Raw genomic sequence first — 17,950 nt, 5'->3', positions numbered from 1 at the left:
CGGAGCTGACAACGTCAGAGCTGCTGCACGTCCACCACGCCCGCCACCGCCTTGATCGCGCCGGCGATCTGCGGCGAAACCTTGAAGCGGCCGGGCAGCTTCATCTCCACCTCGGTCTCGAGGTCGAGCATCATCACCAGCGAGACCTCGCCGTCGCCATTCGAGCGCGGTGCGATGCCGGGACTGCCGACCTTCGGCGCGGCGCCGTTCGAAGCGGCCATGTCGGGGCCGGCGAGACGCTTGGCGATGGAGTCCAGCGGCTTGGTGTCGCGCAGGAAGATGCGCAGACCCTTCTGCGTCTTGGCGGCGGCGGCGTCGAGCGGCTCGGCATGCAGCACGCGGGCGCGGACGTCCTCGCCCTGAAGCTCGGCACCGAGCTGCAGCAGCACGGCCGCGCCCGGCTCCAGCACGTCGCGATATTGCGCGAGCCCTTCCGAGAACAGCACGGCCTCGAAATGGCCGGTCGGATCGGACAGGCCCATGATGCCCATCTTGTTGCCGGTCTTGGTGCGCCGCTCCATGCGCGAGACCACGGTGGCGGCGACCTTGCCGGCGGTGGCCCCCGTCTTCACCGCTCGCGAGAACTCGGCCCAGCTCTGCACCCGCAGCCGCTTCAGCACGGTGGCATAATCGTCGAGCGGGTGTCCCGACAGGAAGAAGCCGACGGCGTCGTATTCGCGGCGGAGTTTTTCGGCCGGCAACCACGGCTCGACCTGCGGCAGCATGATGGTCGGCGCGTCCGCCGACATGCCGAACATGTCGTTCTGGCCGATGGTCGCAGCTTCATGCGCCCGCTGGCACGCGGCGAGGATCGCATCCGCACCGGCGAAGACGCGCGCCCGGTTCGGCTCCAGCGCGTCGAAGGCGCCGGCGGCGGCGAGACTTTCGATGATGCGCTTGTTGATCGCGCGCGGCGAGACCCGCGCGGCGAAATCGGCGAGCGAGGTGAACAGGCCGCCTCTGGTGCGCTCCGCGATGATCTGATCGATCGCCTGAATGCCGACGCCCTTGAGCGCGGCGAGCGCGTAGTAGATCGTGTTCTCGCCGACCTCGAAGGTCGCGCCCGAGCGGTTGATGTTCGGCGGCTCGACCTTGATGCCGAGGCGCTGCGCCTCGGAGCGGAATTCGGAGAGCTTGTCGGTGTTGTTGAGATCGAGCGTCATCGACGCTGCGATGAACTCCACCGGATAATGCGCCTTCATATAGGCGGTGTGATAGGACACCAGCGCGTAAGCCGCCGCGTGGCTCTTGTTGAAGCCGTAGTCGGCGAACTTCGCCAACAGCTCGAAGATGGTCTCGGCCTGCCCCTTCGGCACGCCGTTCTTCACCGCGCCCGCGACGAAGATGTCGCGCTGCTTGTCCATCTCGGCGCGGATCTTCTTGCCCATGGCACGGCGAAGCAGATCGGCGTCGCCGAGCGAATAGCCCGACATCACCTGCGCGATCTGCATCACCTGTTCCTGGTAGATGATGACGCCGAAGGTCTCCTTCAGGATGGGCTCCAGCAGGGGGTGCAGATATTCCGGCTCCTCGTCGCCGTGCTTGCGCGCGCAATAGGTCGGGATGTTCGCCATCGGACCCGGGCGATACAGCGCGACCAGCGCGATGATGTCCTCGAAACGGTCGGGGCGCATGTCGATCAGCGCCCGCCGCATGCCCTGACTTTCAACCTGGAACACGCCGACCACGTCGCCGCGCGCCAGCATCTGGTAGCTCTCGGCATCGTCGATCGGCAGCGTGGCGAGATCGACGTGGATGCCGCGCGGCTTGAGCAGCTTGCAGGCGACGTCGAGCACGGTCAGCGTCTTGAGGCCGAGGAAGTCGAACTTCACCAGGCCCGCCGGCTCGACCCATTTCATGTTGAACTGGGTCACCGGCATATCGGATTTGGGATCGCGGTAGAGCGGCACGAGCTCGCTCAAGGGGCGATCGCCAATCACGATGCCGGCGGCATGCGTCGAGGCGTGGCGCGTCAGGCCTTCCAGGCGCTGGGCGATGTCGAAGGCGCGCGCCACAATCGGGTCTTCGTCGCGGAACGCCTGGAGCTTCGGCTCGCTCTCGATCGCCGCAGCCAGCGTCACCGGCGCGGCCGGATTCTGCGGCACCAGCTTGGTCAGCTTGTCGACCTGGCCGTAGGGCATCTGCAGCACGCGGCCGACGTCGCGCAGCACGCCGCGCGCCTGCAGCGTACCGAAGGTGATGATCTGCGCGACCTGGTCGCGGCCGTAGCGCTCCTGGACGTATTTGATCACCTCGCCGCGGCGGTCCTGGCAGAAGTCGATGTCGAAGTCCGGCATCGAGACGCGCTCGGGATTGAGGAAGCGCTCGAACAGCAGGCCGAACTTGATCGGATCGAGGTCGGTGATGGTCAGCGCCCAGGCGACCAGCGAACCGGCGCCGGAGCCGCGGCCCGGCCCGACCGGAATGCCCTGCGACTTCGCCCATTTGATGAAGTCGGACACGATCAGGAAGTAGCCCGCGTATTTCATGCGGGTGATGACGTCGAGCTCGAAGGCGAGCCGCTTGGCATAGGTCTCTTCCGTCGTGCCCTGCGACAGGCCGTGGACCCGCAGGCGCTTGGCGAGCCCCTCCTCCGCCTGGCGCTTCAATTCGGCCGCCTCCACCGCGGCCGCATCCGAGCTCGACGCGGCGCCGACCGTGAAGAACGGCAATATCGGCTTGCGCGTCAGGGGGCGGAACGAGCAGCGCTCGGCGATCTCCACCGTCGAGCTGAGTGCCTCCGGAATGTCGGCGAACAGCACCGCCATCTCGGCGCGCGTCTTGAAGCGGTGATCCGGCGTGAGCTGCTCGCGCTCGGTCTCGGCGATCAGCCGCCCGCCGGCGATGCACAGCAGCGCATCATGCGCTTCGTAATCGTCGGTCGCCGCGAAATACGGCTCGTTGGTCGCAACCAGCGGCAGCCCCTTGGCGTAGGCGATGTCGATCAAGCCGCCTTCGACGCGCCGCTCCTTTTCGGTGTTGTGGCGCTGCAACTCGATGTAGAGGCGGTCGCCGAACAGGCCGGCCAGACGCTCGCAGCGCGCCGCGGCGAGCTCGCCAAGACCACCGGCGAGCGCCAACGAGATCGGCCCGTCCGGTCCGCCCGTCAGTGCGATCAGCCCCTCGGTTTCGCCCTCGAGCCAGTCGAATTTGATGAACGGAGCATGGCTGTCCGGTGATTCCAGGAACGCGCGCGAGTTCAGCCGCATCAGGCTGCGATAGCCGCGCTCCTGCGCCGCCAGCAACACCACGCGCGACGGCCCGATCGCATTGCGCGCATTGGGATCCTGATCGCCGAAATCGATCGCCAGCTCGCAGCCGACGATCGGCTGAATGCCGGAGCCCGCCATCTTGTCGGAGAACTCCAGCGCACCGAACAGATTGTCGGTATCGGTCAGCGCCAGCGCGGGCTGATGGTCTTTCTTCGCAAGCTCGGCAAGTTTGGCGATCTTGATCGAGCCCTTGAGCAGCGAATAGGCCGAGTGAACGTGAAGGTGAACAAATCCGGCGCTCGGCATGGTCGCGTGACGGCCTCTTGCAGATGGGATAGAGCGGTCGCCGGCGCCCTAGGGCATCATCCACCCGTCCGGCCGACTCGCTTCACAATGGTGGGGTGTCGCGCCGCGAGAGTCCACGCAGGAGCGACCGCTTCGCCCCGTCATCCGGCTTTTCCCCAACATGCCGGAAGCTCAGCGAATCAGAGCTGCGGAATCACCTGCGCCCAGATCGCGATCATCCCGACGAACAGCGTGATGGACGCCAGTGCGGCGGCTTCTTCGACGAAAACCCTGAACATGGCCTGCTCCCTTGTTGGAACGTATGAAGAACATTGTTCTCAGTTTGTTCTAAGGAGTCAAGTGATCCGGGACGTCCCCAGGCTGGATGGTTAACTCGTTGAATGCAAATAACAAAAAGCCCCGGCCGAAGCCGGGGCTTTCGTCAGCCGCTCGCGTGGAGCGTTCTGTCTTAGTAGCGAGCCACCATCGGGCCGCCGAACTTGTAGTTCAGGCGGACGAGGCCCATGTCGACGTCCTGACGGATGCGCTCGGTGCCGGCGAAACCGGCGAAGGTGACGTCCTTGTCGGACAGGAAGATGTGGTTGTACTCGACGCCAACCGACCAGTTCGGCGCAAAGCCGTACTCGAGACCGGCACCGACCGTGCCGCCCCAGCGGGTGTTGCTGGTCGACGCGAGCAATCCGCCGCCGAGGTTAAAGATCTCGTACTTGTCGCTGACCACGGCCGCACCGCCCTTCACATAGATGAGGACGTTGTTCCAGGCATAACCGACCTGGCCGGTGATGAGGCCGAACGCATCCATCTTCGTGCGGTTGCGGGTGGCGAACAGCGCGCTGAGATTATCGCCGGAGAAGTCGGCCCAGTTGCCCTGGCCTTCCACGCCGAACACCCACTGGCCCGACTGCCAGCGATAGCCGATCTGGCCACCAACCGTGCCGCCGGTCGCATCGTGCGAACCTTCACGACCGACGCCCACGAAGTCCCAGGTCACGTGCGACGAACCGCCACCACCGTTGATGCCGATGTAGAAGCCGCTCCAGTCGTAAACAGCAGCGATCGCCGCCGGCGGAGCTTTGGTGTACGGCCGCGCCGCGAGGTCAGCAGCCAGTGCCGGCGCGGCCGCGCTGAGCGCGACGAGGCTGACAGCAGCAAGCAACAAACTCTTCTTCATTTGATTCCCGTTCCAGTTTCTTCAAAGGCCCCCGGGCCGTGACCGTCGTCATAACAGCGATCGACGGAATTGCTGTAACCGCTACGCAACAGTTCGATCGAAAGGACCTTGCTCATTAACGAATGTTTACCGTCACGTGCACGGAAACCCTTTGAAACCAGGGTTTTCACGAGTTCCAATGTCGACTACACGACATACACCGCATGCGTGCGTAACGACGTCGCGCGCACGTTCGCGTGATTGGAGAATCGAAATGCGCAGTCGAGTTCCTCACCCCATTGTCGCCACACTTTCGCTCGCATTGATCACATTTGCACTCGCATCAATTGCAAGCACGCCCGCACGCGCATTCGGCAAGAACCATCCGTTCTGCCTCACTGGTGATGAATGGCCGGGACTGAGCAATTGCAGGTTCGACACCTACCCGCAGTGTCAGGCGAGCGCGTCCGGTCGCGCGCTGACCTGCATCGCCAATCCGTATTTCGTCGGACAAAGCGACGACCCATACGCGTATCAAAATCGCCCGCGCGCGCAGACGCCGGGCTATTTCCTGCCGCGCTGAGATGCGACGCGCCGTACTGATGCTCGCCCTCACCGGCATGCTCCCGGCAAGCGGGTCTGCGCACGCGCAGACCTATGATCCGAGCTATCCGGTCTGCATGCAGATCTACGGCCCCGTCGGCTATTTCGACTGCCGCTACGGCTCACTTGCGCAGTGCCGATATCTCGCCGTTGGGCGCTCAGCGAGTTGCGTCGTGAACCCGTACTTCTCAAAGAAGAAACCAACGCCCTCTCGCCGCGAGCGCACGGCCGTTGACACCGGATGATCGGAACAGTTCGGCTGCAGCCAGGCATCCTGTGGCGTAGCGGCTGCGTCTCCTCAGCTTTGCCAGGGCGTGTTGCGGATGCGCGTGCATGCGTTCGGTTTGCGGAAGCTCGGATCGTGATCCTCGATGTAATCGAAATTGACGGTGCCGAACGTCGTCTGCGGCTTCTTCAGCGCCGAGCAGGTCTGCACCTTCAAGAACTCGTTCTTGAAATCGCCGCGCGGAAACGCGGATATTACCTCGTCGCGCTGCTCCGGCGTGTACTCGTCAAATCCAACGCCCACGACATCCACCAGGACGCCTGCGTTTGTGAGCGCGATCTCCGGTTTCATATATTGCGGAATGCCGGGCGTGGTGTGCAGCGCGATTGCTTCCCACACCAGGTCGGCCTCCGGCTCGGCAATGCCGCGCGCCCGCAGAAAGTCGCGCGCGGCGTCGGCACCGTCGACCTCAAACCGCTTGGTCTCGGTGTGGTAGTGATCGACCAGGCCGAGATCGTGAAACACCGCCGCGACATAGAGCAGCTCGGAATCGAACTTCAGCTTCTGACGCAGTCCCTTGATCGCGCCGAACACGTAGACGCGAACCGAATGGTTGAACAACATCTCGTCCTCGTAACTGCGCACCAGCTCGGCGGCCTCGCGCGCCAATTGGCTGTCGGGAATCTTGACGCCGGAAATCACGCTCGTCATCTTCAGGCTCCTGCTTTCTGTTTCGGCTGATGCCCTTCGCGGTCAGGCTGCATGCTCGAGCGCAGCCTGTGGCGACTTTCGGAAGCTGATCGACATGCGATTGTACGCATTCATCAGGCTGATCGCGATCGTGAGATCGACCAGCTCGCGCTCGCTGAAGACCTTGCGGGCGGCTTGATAGGCTACATCCGGAACGTTGGTCTCGGCGACACGGGTAACAGTCTCGGCCCACGCAAGGGCGGCGCGCTCGCGCGCGTCGAAGAGATTGCCGGCCTCGGCCCATGCCTGGACCAGCGCGAGCTTTTCGATCTTCACGCCGCTCTTCAGCAAGTCGCGCGTGTGCATGTCGAGGCAATAGGCGCAGTTGTTGATCTGCGACACGCGGAGATAGACCAGGGCGACCAGCGTCGCGGGAAGGCCACTCTGCATGACGTAGCCGTAGACGCCGCCCAGTGCCTTCGCGCCTGATGGTGCGATGTGGTTGTAGTTGAGACGTTCACTCATCTGCTTGCTCCTTGATGATCGGAAGGGATGAACGCTCCCCGTTGCCCCCTTTAGGTGCCCCTGCCATGGTCCATAAAAAAGCACCAAGAACGCACAAAAATCGTGTACCATGCAGGCATGACCAAGCCACTGCGTCTGAAGCTCGATCGATCTGCGAAGACGCCGCTGGCCGAGCAGATCCACAGGGGGATCAGGACCGCCATCGAGAGCGGCGTGCTCGCCGCGGGCGCGCGCCTGCCCTCCTGGCAGGATCTGGCCGCCCAGCTCGGCGTCGCGCGCGGCACCGTACGCGTCGCGTACGAAAAGCTCTCATCCGCCCAACTGATCGTCGCGGCCCGCGCCACTGGAACGCATGTCGCGGACCGGCCGTCCTTGCCGGTGCGGCGGGACAAGGCCCCGGCCCCCGGCTCGTTCATGGAGATGTATCAGGAGCTCACGGCCGGGCCGGCGATCTTCCAGATGGGCGTGCCTGCGCAGGAGGCCCTTCCTGCGACGCTGCTGGCGCGGATGCGCGCGCAGGCGGTGCGCGCCGAGGTGAGCGCGCCGGCGATCTACCCTGACCCACGCGGCGAACTGGCGTTGCGGCGCGAGATCGCGGCCAATCTTGCGTTGGCGCGCGGCATCGAATGCGCGCCCTCCCAGATCATCATTACCGGCGGTTTCAGCGGCGGGCTCGGCCTGGCGCTCCGCGTCCTCGGGCTCGAGCAGAAGAAGGCCTGGTTGGAGGAGCCGGGCTTTCCCTTCACCCGGCGCGGTCTCGGGCTTGCGCGATTATCGATCGCGCCGATCCCGGTTGACGCCGACGGTATCGACGTCGATTACGGCCTGAAGCATGCTCCCGATGCGGCGCTGGTCCTCGTGACACCAGGACAGCAGGCGCCGTTCGGATCGACATTGTCGCTCGCGCGGCGCTCCCGCCTGCTCGACTGGGCTGCGCAAAGCAAGGCGTGGGTGATCGAGGATGACTATCTGAGCGAGCTGCAGCTCAGGGGCCGGGCGACGCCGGCGCTGGCATCGCTCGACCGCGCCGGCCGCGTCATTCACATCGGCTCTTTCAGCAAGACCGTGACGCCTGCCCTCCGTCTGGGCTTTGTCGTTGCACCGGCCGCCCTGGCGTCGCGATTTGCCGAAGTTGCGGCGTGCCTCGCGCCGGCGCCTGGACCCGCGGTGCAGCTCGCGATGGCCGATTTCATCAGTGATGGCCATTATCTCCGGCATCTTCGGCGCACGAAGCGGGTCTACGCAGCGCAAGGCGATGCATTGCTGAAATACCTCCGCCCGCGCACTGCAAATGTTGCGATTGCCGGATTGGCGGCGGTCCTGCGGTTGCCGGAGGGAGCGCCCGATCTGGCCATCGCCAGGGAAGCCGCACCGCTTGGGCTGGCGCCCACGCCGCTATCTCTCTGGTATGCGTCGAAGGGATCAGCGCGCCCGGGACTGTTGCTCGGGGTCGCAACGTCTCCGCTCAAGAGGATCGAGGCGTCCTGCGATCGGCTCCTTGAGATCGTCGATCGTCTGGCATGAGCAGGCCGACCTCGGTGGCCTTACCGGCCGGCGTGACGATCAAAGGTCCGTTTCGCGTGGCGATCACGGTGTGCTCGTATTGGACGGTCGGCGTCGCCGGGCGGCTGTCGAGCGTCCACGGATCGTCATCATCCTGCGCCCACTCGGCGCCCATGGAGCGTGTTCAATGCACCTGGATTGAGCTACATGAAACCGGGATTGCGCGGGAGGTAGCTGCCCCAATCTCCGAACTGTCGATTGGACATCAGCAGCATCGGGAAGGTCAAACGCATCCCGTTGTCAATCGCCGCCTTGAGAGCCGGCTCGCTCGCGCCCGGCACGAAGGCCGAAATGGTTGACACATCGCTCCGCGCTGCGAACGACAGCGCAGCCGCAAATGCGGGGCCGACGAGATCTGGCCGGCGGACTGCAAGCGGGCCAATGTGTCCATCCGAGATATAGACATACCCCACGCATTCACGACCGGCGTGAATGGTGAACCCGCTCGTCGTGCTGTCGTTCAGGAGATATCGATGATGCTTCTCTCTGGAAATGCCGAGAGCACTGGCGTCAATGGACGCCAGCTCATCGAACCCGGTCGTCTTGGCGGCGAGAGATTCAAGACGGAGCCGCGGCTCGGCCAACCGCTGCGCCAGGCGGTCACGAGGCACACTGACCATGTAGATCGGAAAGCGCGGGAACAGTCCGTGCCGGATGTAGAGGCCTTGAGACACGTTATTGAACGTGAAGGTGATTAGCGCCTTGATGGATGCTCCGCGCATCTCTGCGTGCGCGAACGTCCGACCGATGAGTTGATCGCCAATGCCGGCGCCCTGGCGATCAGGGGCCACGAACAGCTGCGCCAGAAACCAAAGCCCGCCGCAAACCCAACTCCACGCGAAGCCGACAATTTGTCCGTCGTCATCGGCGACCCATAAACCTTCCGCATCATCGGCGAGCGAGAAGGCCTGAAAACTCGGCGGACGAGAGGATGCCATCTTTCCAAAGCCCCGCCGCTCAGTCAGTTCATTGATGCTGGCGACCACGATCTCGTCGGCTCTCACCAAGTCGTCCATGCGAGCGGGTCGGCACACGATGGCCATTTCTGGAGTCCTTCCCTGGATCAGCGCGGCCCGGCCAACGTCAAGACCGGGGCCGGAGCGTAGCGCCTTGTACGGACATCCTGAACGGGATGAGAACGACGAGATCCTCAGCCGCCAATCAGGCCAGCGGCCGGATGTTCTGGTTCATGCGGAAGAAGTTCGTCGGATCGTACTTCGCCTTGATCCGCTGCAGACGCCGGTAGTTCGGTCCATAGGCGGCAGCGACAGGATCGCCCGTCTCGTCATCATCGAGATAATTGACATAGCGGCCGGAGGCAAAGAAGGGCCGCATGCTTTCGTAGGTCTCGCGCGCCCAGGAGATGCAGCGGCTTGTCTCGCCGGGCTGCGTCCACTGCGCGAGGATCAGGAAGTTGTAGCCCTCCTGCCGATGCGGAAATGCGGTATCCCCCGCAGCGATGCGAACCGCCGCGCCGTGGATGTGTTCGAGCAGGAACTGCCCCATGGGAGTCGGGCAGCGCGCGAAACATTCGATCATGGTCGAAATCGCATCGTCGCTCAGCTCGCTGAGGAAGTTTGATTTCCAATAGTTGAAAGCGCCGTTCGGATAATTGGCGTCGAGCATGCGGTTGAGCTCGCAATAGGGCATCGGCCCGACTGCATCCAGGATTGGTGCCCCGAACTGCTTCAGCGGTCGCATCGCTGCTTCGGCATCCGCCACCGAACCGCAATGGCTGGTGACCAGGGCGGCAACCTCCGTGCCCGATCCGTCGGGCGCATGGGTCAGGGATGCGAACAGCATATGCTCGTCCGTGAGCGAGCGCGTACTGGCCCGGAAGAATTCCAGCACGTCACGGGAGCGCGCGATGGGGTGGATGATCGGACCGCCCGTGATGATCGGCCCGACCCTATGGAGATCATATTCGAGACTGGTGGCGATCCCGAAGTTTCCGCCGCCGCCGCGGACGGCCCAGAACAGATCGGGCTCCTCTTGCTTGCTGGCCCGCAAAACCTTGCCGTCGGCGGTGACGAGCTCGACGGCGCGCAGATTGTCCAGTGCCAGGCCGTACTTGCCCATCAACCAGCCCAGTCCTCCGCCGAGGGTCAAGCCGGCGATGCCGGTGGTCGAGACCACGCCGCCGGTGACCGCAAGGCCGCGGAGTTGCGTTTCGCGATTGAGCTCGCCCCAGGTGACCCCGCCCTGCGCCCATACGGTCTTGCCGACGGCGTCGACCCGGATGCCCTTCATGGGCGAGAGGTCGATCATGATCCCGCCGTCGATGGTTGCGCGCCCTGCCACATTATGACCGCCCCCGCGAACCGCGACTTGAAGACCAAGCTTGGTTGAAAGTGCCACGGCATCCACGACATCGGCGACGCTGCGGCACCTGGCAATCAATGCTGGGCGCTTGTCGACCAGCCCGTTGTGGACCTTTCGCGCCTCCTCGTAGCCCTCGTCCCCTGGCTCGAGGAGCTGTCCTCCGAAGGAGGCGTTGAGATCGGCGGCAGCGCTGGCGACGGATGCGATGGGTGACATGACACGGTCTCCTCAGCTTGACCGCCGTATCCTCAATCGTGGGCTGTCTCGGCGCAAATCCGAAGAATTCAGGTGACGATGAATTGATTTCACCTAGACTGGTGGCATGCACAAGCTGCCGCCGCTGATCGAGCTCCGCGCCTTTGAAGCTGCCGCACGGCATCTGAGCTTCAAGAAGGCGGCGGCAGAACTCGGTGTGACGCCGACGGCGATCAGCCACCAGATCGGGTTGCTCGAGCAGTATTGCGGTCGGGCTCTGTTCCGGCGCAGACCACGGCCTCTTTCGTTGACCGAGGCCGGGGCGCGGCTCTTCCCCGCCATTCGCGGCGGCCTCGAGGGGTTTGCCGCGGCCATTGCGGCCGTCAAGCAGGAACGAGACCAGCAGCCTCTCCGGGTGACGACGACCAACGCTTTCGCCAGCCGCTGGCTCGTGCCCCGCCTGCCCCTGTGGCGGAAGCTGCATCCCGACGTGCCGCTGGAAGTCATCGGCACGGATTCAGTGCTCGATCTGCAGGCCGGAGATGGCGATGTCGCCATTCGCTATGCGACCAGCCGGGCACGGCCGACAGACGGAATCGTCGATGACCTCTTCAGCGATACGTTCTGGCCGGTTTGCAGTCCCAGCTTGCTTGCAACGGAGCGCCTGAAGAGACCGATCGATCTTGCTAACCACGTTCTGATCCACTCCTATTGGTCGCCCGCCGATCGCGAGCCGCCCACGTGGCAGAGATGGCTCGCCGCGGCTCAGCGCAGGTGGCGAGAAGTGCCCCAATTCAAGGACATGCAGCATTTGAGCTTCCGGGAGGAACTGCACGCCATCGAGGCGGTGATCGCCGGACAGGGAGTCGGGATTTTCAGTGACGTGCTCGTGGCACACGACCTCGCAGCTGGGACGCTCGTGAAGGCCTTCAAGTTGAGCTTGCCTGGCTACAGCTTCCATGTGGTCAGTAAGCCAAGCCATCCGCGCGCACGGACCATCCGGGCTTTTTCGCAGTGGTTGCGGTCAGGTCCTTGATCGGCCTCTCAGTACTCCCGAGATGTCCACTCCTGATCAAGCGTTGCGATCCAAACCACCGCAACGTTTCCGCTTGCCGCTCGAAATCAGACGCGCCGGCCACTACGACTCTACGCGCTGCACCCGATGGTCGCAGGCGAGCTACAGATAACGGATGATGTGACTGACGAACCTACTCCGAAACTCCATCGTTTCGCAAAGCGCTCCGGCGAGCGAGGTCCGTCTCCCCTGCCCTGCTCACGAACGCGTGGCCGGTCGCAGCTGCGTCATGGCGACGCCTGATATCGCGAGCAGCCCCCCGACAAGCAACTTCGGCGTCATATGTTCGCCGAGAAACAACACGCTCGATGTCAAGGCGAACACCGGAAGCAGAAGTCCGAATGGCGCGACGCGGCCTATGGAGCAACGGGCAATCAGCCAGAACCAGAGGCCGAACCCGACAATCCCTCCGATGAAGATCGTGTAGGCCAGCGCCAGCCAACCACGGTCATCCGCGGCGACGAGGCTCGTGAGCTGTCCATGTTCAAGGAGCAACGACATCACCAGAACCTGAGGCACCGCAAGCAGCGACGACCACCCCATCAACATCAGCGGTTCAAAAGGGCCATAGCGTTTGATCAAGACATTGGACACCGCAAACGCGAACGCGGCTCCGACCACAAGCAGCAGCGGAAGGGTATTTGCGGACAAGCCGGGTCCCGCGGCCAGCACCGCCACACCGGCGAATGCGATCACGACGCCGGCGGATGTGGCGAGCGACGGCTTTTCCGACAGCAGCGGCCAGGCCAACAGGACGGTGAAAGGCGGGGCGAGTTGGTATGCGACGGCCGACAGGCTTCCCGAGCCGAGCCCAAGGCCAACATAGAAGAGACCGAAATTCAGTCCGCCCAGGAAAAGCGAAATGGCTGCGACGGGACCGAACTGTTGTCGCGCAGGCTGCCCAACGAATGGAACAAGCAGCAGCGCGATGGCCAGAAAGCGCAGCGCGAGGAAGAAGAGCGGCGGAAACTCCGTCACGCCGACCTTGATGACCACGAACTGATAGCCCCAGAGCAACGGAACGGCCACGGCGCAGACGATCTGGATGGCCGACATGGCGCCGTTCTTTTCAAGACTACTCGGTCCAGATATAGGCCTGCGAGCAGCGGAAACGTCCATGGTCTGCCTACCTGATAAAGCGATCGAGCAAAGCGTCGACGGTGGCTTGCGAAATCATCCGTGCCGGAGCCGTTTTACCGACCACCCGCATGCCCTCGACGAAACAGACGATAATGCGGGCGGCACTCGCAGGCTCGACGCCATCGGCCAATCTGCCCGCTGCCTTCGCACGGGACAGGGCATCGACCAAGCGAGCCTCCATGGCTCTGAAAAAGCTCCCGATGCGACGGTCGACCTCGGCATCACGGCCGGCCAGTTCCATGGCTGTGGCGACCAGCAGGCATCCGCGCCGGCCATTGGCCCCGCTGTTGCGCTCGACGTAACCGGCGAAATAGGCCCGCAAGCCGTCGACCGGCTCTCTCTCAGGGGCAAATTCGACGTCCATGCGATCGATGGCATCGGCAATGTAACGATCAAGTGCACGCAGAAAGAGCGAATGCTTGTCGCCGAAGGCGGCGTAAAGGCTGCCGCGCGAGAGCTTGGTCGCTCGAAGAAGGTCCGGGAGCGCCGTGGCGTGATAGCCGCGCGACCAGAACACATTCATCGCGCGTTCGACAGCAGCTTCGGTGTCGAACGTTCGGGGACGGCCACGGGGAATCTGCACGGGAGACTGGCTGCGCATATGTAGATATATAGACCGAATGGTCTTAAATTGGCAAGAGCCCCTTTCGCCGCGGGCGGTACGGCTCCGCGTTCAAATGCTGACGCGAGTTCCCGCGCGCGATCACACCGGCGTATAGATCACGAGCCTCAGCGCGGCGTCGTCGTTGGCCTGAAAACTCGTGTGCTCGAAATGCAGCACGCCCTTGGTCGGATGGGTGATGGTCTTGCGGCCCGACAAGGTGCCGTGCACCTCGTGGGCGCCCCACCATTTGACGAATTCGGGACTACCTTCGCGCAAGCGCGTCAGCAATTCCGCAAAGGCGGGATCGCCGGCCCAGACATCGTGGGTGGCGCGAAACATCGCGACCATGCGCCTTGCGACATCGGCCCAGCCCGCGCCGTAGGATTTTCGCGTCTGCTTGTTGGTCATCATCAACAGCAGCGTGTTGCGATCGTCCTCCGGCAGCCGGCCGAATGCAAAGATCTCTTCTGCGGCTTCATTCCAGGCCAGCACGTCCCAGCGCCGTCCGGTGATGTAGGCCGGATGCGGCAGGCTCTCGACCAGGCGCAGAATGGGCGGCGGCACCACCTCGCGGGTGAACGGACGCCTGTCGCCGTCGCGCGCGAGATCCTTGAGGTGCGCATGCTCGGTCTTGCTGAGCCGCAGCGCGCGGGCCAGCGCATCGATGGTGGTGACCGACGGGCTGACGGTACGGCCCTGTTCGAGGCGGATGTACCAGTCGACCCCAATGCCGGCGAGCTGCGCGACCTCCTCGCGCCGCAGGCCTGTAGTGCGCCGGCGGCGCCCCGCCGGAAGGCCCACGGTCTTCGGCGACAGCTTTTCGCGGCGGGACCTGAGGAAATCGCCGAATTCGACGCGGCGTGGGTCGGCCATCGATGTCGCTCCCGCAATGGAGGGCCCTCGGAATACTAGGATAATACCAGGCCTTCCTGGCCTCTCCAAGGCGGTGCATATCGGCTTCACCCGACTTTGAGGTGAACATCATGAAAGCTGCCGTGCTCAAATCCTTCGGCTCGCCATTGGTGATCGAAGATGTCCCCGAACCGGTGCTCGGCACCGGCGAGGTCATCGTCGATGTCGTCGCCACGCGCGTGCTCTCCTACATGAACGAGGTCTTCAGCGGGGAGCGCAATTACGCACTCGACTTGCCGGTCATCCCGGGCCCCGGCGGCATTGGCCGGGTGCGCGCGATCGGCCCGGACGCGACCAAGCTGGCGACCGGCGACTGGGTGTTCTGTGATCCGACGGTGCGCTCGCGCGATGACGCCGTTGCGCCCGATATCGCCCTGCAAGGGCTGACGGCCGCCGGGCCCGGCGGCATGTCTCTGCAAAAGCACTTTCGCCACGGCTCCTTCGCCGAGCAGATGCGCCTGCCGACCGAGAACGTCAAACGGCTCGGCGCGATCACGCCTGAGGAGGCGACGCGTTGGTGCGCACTGGGCACGCTGCTGGTGCCCTATGGCGGCTTCCTCGCTGCGAACCTTCGTCCTGGCGAGACCGTGCTGGTGAACGGCGCCACCGGCAATTTCGGCAGCGCGGCCGTCTCGGTCGCGCTCGCGATGGGCGCCGCCTGCGTGGTCACGCCTGGCCGCAACGAAAAGATCCTCGCCGACCTGGTCCGCCGCTTCGGCAGCCGCGTGAAGCCGGTCAGGCTCACCGGCAATGAGGACGACGACCGCGAGCGCATGAAGCGCGCTGCATCAGGCCCGATCGACTGCGTGTTCGACATCATGCCGCCCTCGGTGAGCCCGACCGTCGTGCGGGCCGCGGTCATGACGGTGCGCGCATATGGCCGCGTCGTGCTGATGGGCGGCGTCGGCATGGCGGGCGGCGCCGGCCTCGAGCTGCCCTACCCCTGGATCATGCGCAACTGCATCAGCATCCACGGCGTCTGGATGTATCCGCCGGATGCGGCGAGCCGCCTGATCGCGCTGGTGCGCGCCGGGCTGCTGCGGCTCGACGAGTACGAGACCACCGCCTTCGACCTCGAGCATGCCAACGAGGCGGTAGCGCATGCCGCGGCGAATGGCGGACCGTTCAAATTGACCGTGATCAGGCCTTGAGCCCTGAGGCGGCGGCAGAGCGCCGTCGCCGTTTTTTCGTCAGTCCCGTCAAGCACTTGGCTACTGTGCATGGGGTTGTTTTCGCAGTTTTGAGTTCGACTCGAGCAGCGCGGCGTCGGGAACTCACCGCTCCCTTGGGAGAGGTCGGCGCGTTCGTCCCGCGCGCCGGGTGAGGGTTTACGGTCTTTCGTTGGGCAGTCCCCCTCATCCGATTGGCTGACGCAAATCGACCTCTCCCCGCTGGGGAGAGGTGAACCGAGCCTGCGGCTGACTTGCTTAATCGAGCTCGACCACTTTGCCGTGCGACAGCGAGACGCGCCGGTCCATGCGGCCGGCGAGCTCCATGTTGTGGGTCGCGATCAGCATCGACACCTGGGTCGCCTTGACCAGCTGCATCAGGGCCTGGAACACGTGCTCGGCCGTACCTGGGTCGAGATTGCCGGTCGGCTCGTCCGCAAACAACACGCGTGGCGCGTTGGCGACCGCACGTGCGATCGCGACACGCTGCTGCTCGCCGCCGGACAGCTCGGCCGGGCGATGGGTGATGCGATCGCCAAGGCCGAGATAGCCCAGGATCTCCTTGGCGCGCTTGACGCTCTCGGACTTCTTCAGGCCGCGGATCATCTGCGGCAGCATCACATTCTCGAGCGCCGAGAACTCCGGCAACAGCCGGTGCGACTGGTAGACGAAGCCGATATCGGTGCGGCGGAGCTGCGTGCGCTCGATGTCGGGCAGCTGCGAGGTCGGCGCGCCCGAGACATAGACCTCGCCGGAGTCGGGCGCTTCCAACAGCCCCGCGATGTGCAGCAGCGTCGACTTGCCGGAGCCCGAGGGCGCCACCAGCGCGACCGACTGGCCGGCCCACAGCGCCAGCTTGGCACCGTCGAGGATCGTTAGCGGCACCTCACCCTGCAAGTACTGCCGCTTGATCTCATGGAGATAAATGACCGGTACATCCTCGGCCCCCTGCTGCTGCTCCATCAGCCCCTCACTCATACCGGAGCGCTTCGACGGGATCGAGCCGCGCGGCGCGCCACGACGGATAGAGCGTCGCCAGGAACGACAGCGTCAGCGCCATGACGACAACCGCCGTAGTCTCGCCGATGTCGATCTCTGCGGGCAATTTCGACAGGAAGTAGAGTTCCGGCGAGAACAGCTCGGTGCTGGTCAGCCAGGACAGGAATTGCCTGATCGATTCGATGTTGAGACAGATCACGAGGCCAACGCAGAAGCCGACCAGCGTGCCGACCACGCCGATCGAAGCGCCCGTGATCAGGAAGATCCGCATGATCGATCCTTGCGAGGCGCCCATCGTGCGCAGGATCGCGATATCGCTGCCCTTGTCCTTCACCAGCATGATCAGGCCCGACACGATGTTCAGCGCCGCGACCAGCACGATCATGGTCAGGATCAGGAACATGACGTTGCGCTCGACCTGGAGCGCATTGAAGAAGGTCGAGTTGCGCTGCCGCCAATCGACCAGGAACACCGGCCGGCCCGCAGCCTCCGTCACCGCTTTGCGGAAGGCGTCGATCTTGTCGGGATTGGTGGTGAACACCTCGATGGAGGTCACGTCGTTGCTGCGGTTGAAATAGGCCTGCGCCTCGGCCAGCGGCATGAACACGAAGCCGAGATCGTATTCGGACATGCCGATCTCGAACACGGCGACGATCTTGTACGGCTTGATCCGCGGCGTCGTGCCCATCGGCGTCACCGCGCCCTTCGGCGCCACCAGCGTGATGCTGTCGCCGGCATGCAGCGATAGCTGGTCGGCGAGGCGGCGGCCGATCGCGACGCCCTGCCCGTCGTCGAAGCCTTCGAGCGAGCCCTGCTTGATGTTCTTGGCGATCGAGGTGAGGTTGTTGAGATCGTCGGACCGGATGCCTCGCACCAGAACGCCCGAGGCGTTCCATGGCGATGACGCCAGCGCCTGACCATCCACGACGGGGGCCGCGAGGCGGATGCCCTCGACCTGACTGATGCGCTCGGCGACGTCCTTCCAGTCGGTCAGCGGCGATTCCAGCGGCTGAACGAGGATGTGGCCGTTGAGCCCCAGGATCTTGTCCAGCAGCTCTTTGCGGAAGCCGTTCATCACGGCCATGACGATGATCAGCGTCGCGACGCCCAGCATGATGCCGAGAAAGGAGAACCCGGCGATGACCGAGATGAATCCCTCCTTGCGGCGCGCCCGCAGATAGCGCGCCGACAGCATCCACTCGAATGGCGCAAAAGGCGCGGTTTGCACGGTCTCGGTCATGGTCTCATCCATCGCTCGA

Annotated in this window: 16 protein-coding genes and 1 pseudogene; 5 read left to right on the top strand and 12 right to left on the bottom strand. The window is 64.2% G+C overall.

The features are described from left to right. Positions 1-14 precede the first annotated feature (14 nt). Both dnaE and EAV90_RS29440 read right to left on the bottom strand, forming a co-directional pair. Complete coding sequence (gene dnaE / locus EAV90_RS29445) at positions 15-3,518, bottom strand: DNA polymerase III subunit alpha (protein WP_122403042.1); 3,504 nt, start codon at positions 3,516-3,518, stop codon at positions 15-17. Positions 3,519-3,966: 448 nt separating this feature from the next. Then, positions 3,967-4,689, bottom strand: coding sequence for an outer membrane protein (locus EAV90_RS29440; protein WP_122403041.1), 723 nt, complete (start codon positions 4,687-4,689; stop codon positions 3,967-3,969). Between the two features lie 253 nt (positions 4,690-4,942). Between EAV90_RS29440 and EAV90_RS29435 the strand changes: the two genes are divergently transcribed. Both EAV90_RS29435 and EAV90_RS29430 read left to right on the top strand, forming a co-directional pair. Then, positions 4,943-5,251 carry a DUF3551 domain-containing protein gene (locus tag EAV90_RS29435; protein WP_122403040.1) on the top strand — a complete coding sequence of 103 codons (309 nt, stop codon included), beginning with the start codon at positions 4,943-4,945 and terminating at the stop codon, positions 5,249-5,251. 1 nt (position 5,252) lies between these two features. Continuing rightward, entirely contained in the window at positions 5,253-5,516 is a 264-nt protein-coding gene (locus EAV90_RS29430) for a DUF3551 domain-containing protein (RefSeq protein ID WP_129145478.1), read from the top strand. Between the two features lie 53 nt (positions 5,517-5,569). Here the strand turns inward: EAV90_RS29430 and EAV90_RS29425 are convergent, their stop codons facing one another. Together EAV90_RS29425 and EAV90_RS29420 are read right to left on the bottom strand one after the other, a co-directional pair. After that, positions 5,570-6,208, bottom strand: coding sequence for an HD domain-containing protein (locus EAV90_RS29425; protein WP_129145477.1), 639 nt, complete (start codon positions 6,206-6,208; stop codon positions 5,570-5,572). A gap of 42 nt (positions 6,209-6,250) precedes the next feature. Continuing rightward, positions 6,251-6,712 (bottom strand): carboxymuconolactone decarboxylase family protein, encoded by a 462-nt coding sequence (locus EAV90_RS29420; RefSeq protein WP_122403037.1) that lies wholly within the window; start codon positions 6,710-6,712, stop codon positions 6,251-6,253. A 117-nt stretch (positions 6,713-6,829) separates the two neighbouring features. Here EAV90_RS29420 and pdxR point away from each other — a divergent pair, with 117 nt between their 5' ends. Beyond that, complete coding sequence (gene pdxR / locus EAV90_RS29415) at positions 6,830-8,236, top strand: MocR-like pyridoxine biosynthesis transcription factor PdxR (protein ID WP_164937154.1); 1,407 nt, start codon at positions 6,830-6,832, stop codon at positions 8,234-8,236. A gap of 22 nt (positions 8,237-8,258) precedes the next feature. Here the strand turns inward: pdxR and EAV90_RS40890 are convergent. The 3 genes and pseudogenes from EAV90_RS40890 to EAV90_RS29400 all read right to left on the bottom strand — a co-directional run. After that, a pseudogene (locus EAV90_RS40890) lies at positions 8,259-8,393 on the bottom strand (type I methionyl aminopeptidase); the annotation flags it as partial. A gap of 25 nt (positions 8,394-8,418) precedes the next feature. Next, positions 8,419-9,318 (bottom strand): GNAT family N-acetyltransferase, encoded by a 900-nt coding sequence (locus tag EAV90_RS29405; protein ID WP_164937153.1) that lies wholly within the window; start codon positions 9,316-9,318, stop codon positions 8,419-8,421. Positions 9,319-9,436: 118 nt separating this feature from the next. After that, a complete protein-coding gene (locus EAV90_RS29400) occupies positions 9,437-10,813 on the bottom strand; it encodes an FAD-binding oxidoreductase (RefSeq protein WP_129145475.1) in 1,377 nt (458 codons plus the stop codon). 106 nt (positions 10,814-10,919) lie between these two features. On the opposite strand from EAV90_RS29400, the gene EAV90_RS29395 reads away from it, so the two are divergent. Next, positions 10,920-11,828: a LysR substrate-binding domain-containing protein gene (locus EAV90_RS29395; RefSeq protein ID WP_122403035.1), complete on the top strand. Its 909-nt coding sequence runs from the start codon at positions 10,920-10,922 to the stop codon at positions 11,826-11,828. A gap of 237 nt (positions 11,829-12,065) precedes the next feature. Here EAV90_RS29395 and EAV90_RS29390 read toward each other — a convergent pair whose 3' ends face one another. From EAV90_RS29390 to EAV90_RS29380, 3 genes are all read right to left on the bottom strand, one after another. Continuing rightward, positions 12,066-12,923 carry a DMT family transporter gene (locus tag EAV90_RS29390; RefSeq protein ID WP_122403034.1) on the bottom strand — a complete coding sequence of 286 codons (858 nt, stop codon included), beginning with the start codon at positions 12,921-12,923 and terminating at the stop codon, positions 12,066-12,068. Positions 12,924-12,993: 70 nt separating this feature from the next. Beyond that, positions 12,994-13,530, bottom strand: a complete 537-nt coding sequence (locus EAV90_RS29385; protein WP_244607989.1) for a TetR/AcrR family transcriptional regulator — start codon at positions 13,528-13,530, stop codon at positions 12,994-12,996. A gap of 180 nt (positions 13,531-13,710) precedes the next feature. Further along, positions 13,711-14,484 (bottom strand): helix-turn-helix transcriptional regulator, encoded by a 774-nt coding sequence (locus tag EAV90_RS29380; protein WP_122403033.1) that lies wholly within the window; start codon positions 14,482-14,484, stop codon positions 13,711-13,713. A gap of 110 nt (positions 14,485-14,594) precedes the next feature. Here EAV90_RS29380 and EAV90_RS29375 point away from each other — a divergent pair, with 110 nt between their 5' ends. Further along, positions 14,595-15,674, top strand: coding sequence for a quinone oxidoreductase family protein (locus tag EAV90_RS29375; protein ID WP_162500259.1), 1,080 nt, complete (start codon positions 14,595-14,597; stop codon positions 15,672-15,674). A gap of 276 nt (positions 15,675-15,950) precedes the next feature. On the opposite strand, the gene EAV90_RS29370 is transcribed toward EAV90_RS29375, so the two are convergent. Next, the gene (locus EAV90_RS29370) at positions 15,951-16,655 is read right to left on the bottom strand and encodes an ABC transporter ATP-binding protein (RefSeq protein WP_122403031.1); all 705 of its coding nucleotides are present in this window, start codon (positions 16,653-16,655) and stop codon (positions 15,951-15,953) included. A gap of 7 nt (positions 16,656-16,662) precedes the next feature. Next, complete coding sequence (locus EAV90_RS29365) at positions 16,663-17,943, bottom strand: lipoprotein-releasing ABC transporter permease subunit (RefSeq protein ID WP_122403030.1); 1,281 nt, start codon at positions 17,941-17,943, stop codon at positions 16,663-16,665. Between the last annotated feature and the right edge of the window lie 7 nt (positions 17,944-17,950).

The sequence above is a fragment of the Bradyrhizobium vignae genome (genome assembly GCF_004114425.1).
GTDB classification, from domain to species: domain Bacteria; phylum Pseudomonadota; class Alphaproteobacteria; order Rhizobiales; family Xanthobacteraceae; genus Bradyrhizobium; species Bradyrhizobium vignae.
Note: the sequence above shows the minus strand (reverse complement) of the source record. Positions and strands in the feature narration are given on the sequence as shown.

What these genes read in the sequence shown, in the direction of transcription:
- dnaE (WP_122403042.1), bottom strand. Translation starts at nt 3,518, where the DNA reads ATGCCGAGCGCCGGATTTGTTCACCTTCACGTTCACTCGGCCTATTCG.
- EAV90_RS29440 (WP_122403041.1), bottom strand. Translation starts at nt 4,689, where the DNA reads ATGAAGAAGAGTTTGTTGCTTGCTGCTGTCAGCCTCGTCGCGCTCAGC.
- EAV90_RS29435 (WP_122403040.1), top strand. Translation starts at nt 4,943, where the DNA reads ATGCGCAGTCGAGTTCCTCACCCCATTGTCGCCACACTTTCGCTCGCA.
- EAV90_RS29430 (WP_129145478.1), top strand. Translation starts at nt 5,253, where the DNA reads ATGCGACGCGCCGTACTGATGCTCGCCCTCACCGGCATGCTCCCGGCA.
- EAV90_RS29425 (WP_129145477.1), bottom strand. Translation starts at nt 6,208, where the DNA reads ATGACGAGCGTGATTTCCGGCGTCAAGATTCCCGACAGCCAATTGGCG.
- EAV90_RS29420 (WP_122403037.1), bottom strand. Translation starts at nt 6,712, where the DNA reads ATGAGTGAACGTCTCAACTACAACCACATCGCACCATCAGGCGCGAAG.
- pdxR (WP_164937154.1), top strand. Translation starts at nt 6,830, where the DNA reads ATGACCAAGCCACTGCGTCTGAAGCTCGATCGATCTGCGAAGACGCCG.
- EAV90_RS29405 (WP_164937153.1), bottom strand. Translation starts at nt 9,318, where the DNA reads ATGGCCATCGTGTGCCGACCCGCTCGCATGGACGACTTGGTGAGAGCC.
- EAV90_RS29400 (WP_129145475.1), bottom strand. Translation starts at nt 10,813, where the DNA reads ATGTCACCCATCGCATCCGTCGCCAGCGCTGCCGCCGATCTCAACGCC.
- EAV90_RS29395 (WP_122403035.1), top strand. Translation starts at nt 10,920, where the DNA reads ATGCACAAGCTGCCGCCGCTGATCGAGCTCCGCGCCTTTGAAGCTGCC.
- EAV90_RS29390 (WP_122403034.1), bottom strand. Translation starts at nt 12,923, where the DNA reads ATGTCGGCCATCCAGATCGTCTGCGCCGTGGCCGTTCCGTTGCTCTGG.
- EAV90_RS29385 (WP_244607989.1), bottom strand. Translation starts at nt 13,530, where the DNA reads ATGAATGTGTTCTGGTCGCGCGGCTATCACGCCACGGCGCTCCCGGAC.
- EAV90_RS29380 (WP_122403033.1), bottom strand. Translation starts at nt 14,484, where the DNA reads ATGGCCGACCCACGCCGCGTCGAATTCGGCGATTTCCTCAGGTCCCGC.
- EAV90_RS29375 (WP_162500259.1), top strand. Translation starts at nt 14,595, where the DNA reads ATGAAAGCTGCCGTGCTCAAATCCTTCGGCTCGCCATTGGTGATCGAA.
- EAV90_RS29370 (WP_122403031.1), bottom strand. Translation starts at nt 16,655, where the DNA reads ATGGAGCAGCAGCAGGGGGCCGAGGATGTACCGGTCATTTATCTCCAT.
- EAV90_RS29365 (WP_122403030.1), bottom strand. Translation starts at nt 17,943, where the DNA reads ATGGATGAGACCATGACCGAGACCGTGCAAACCGCGCCTTTTGCGCCA.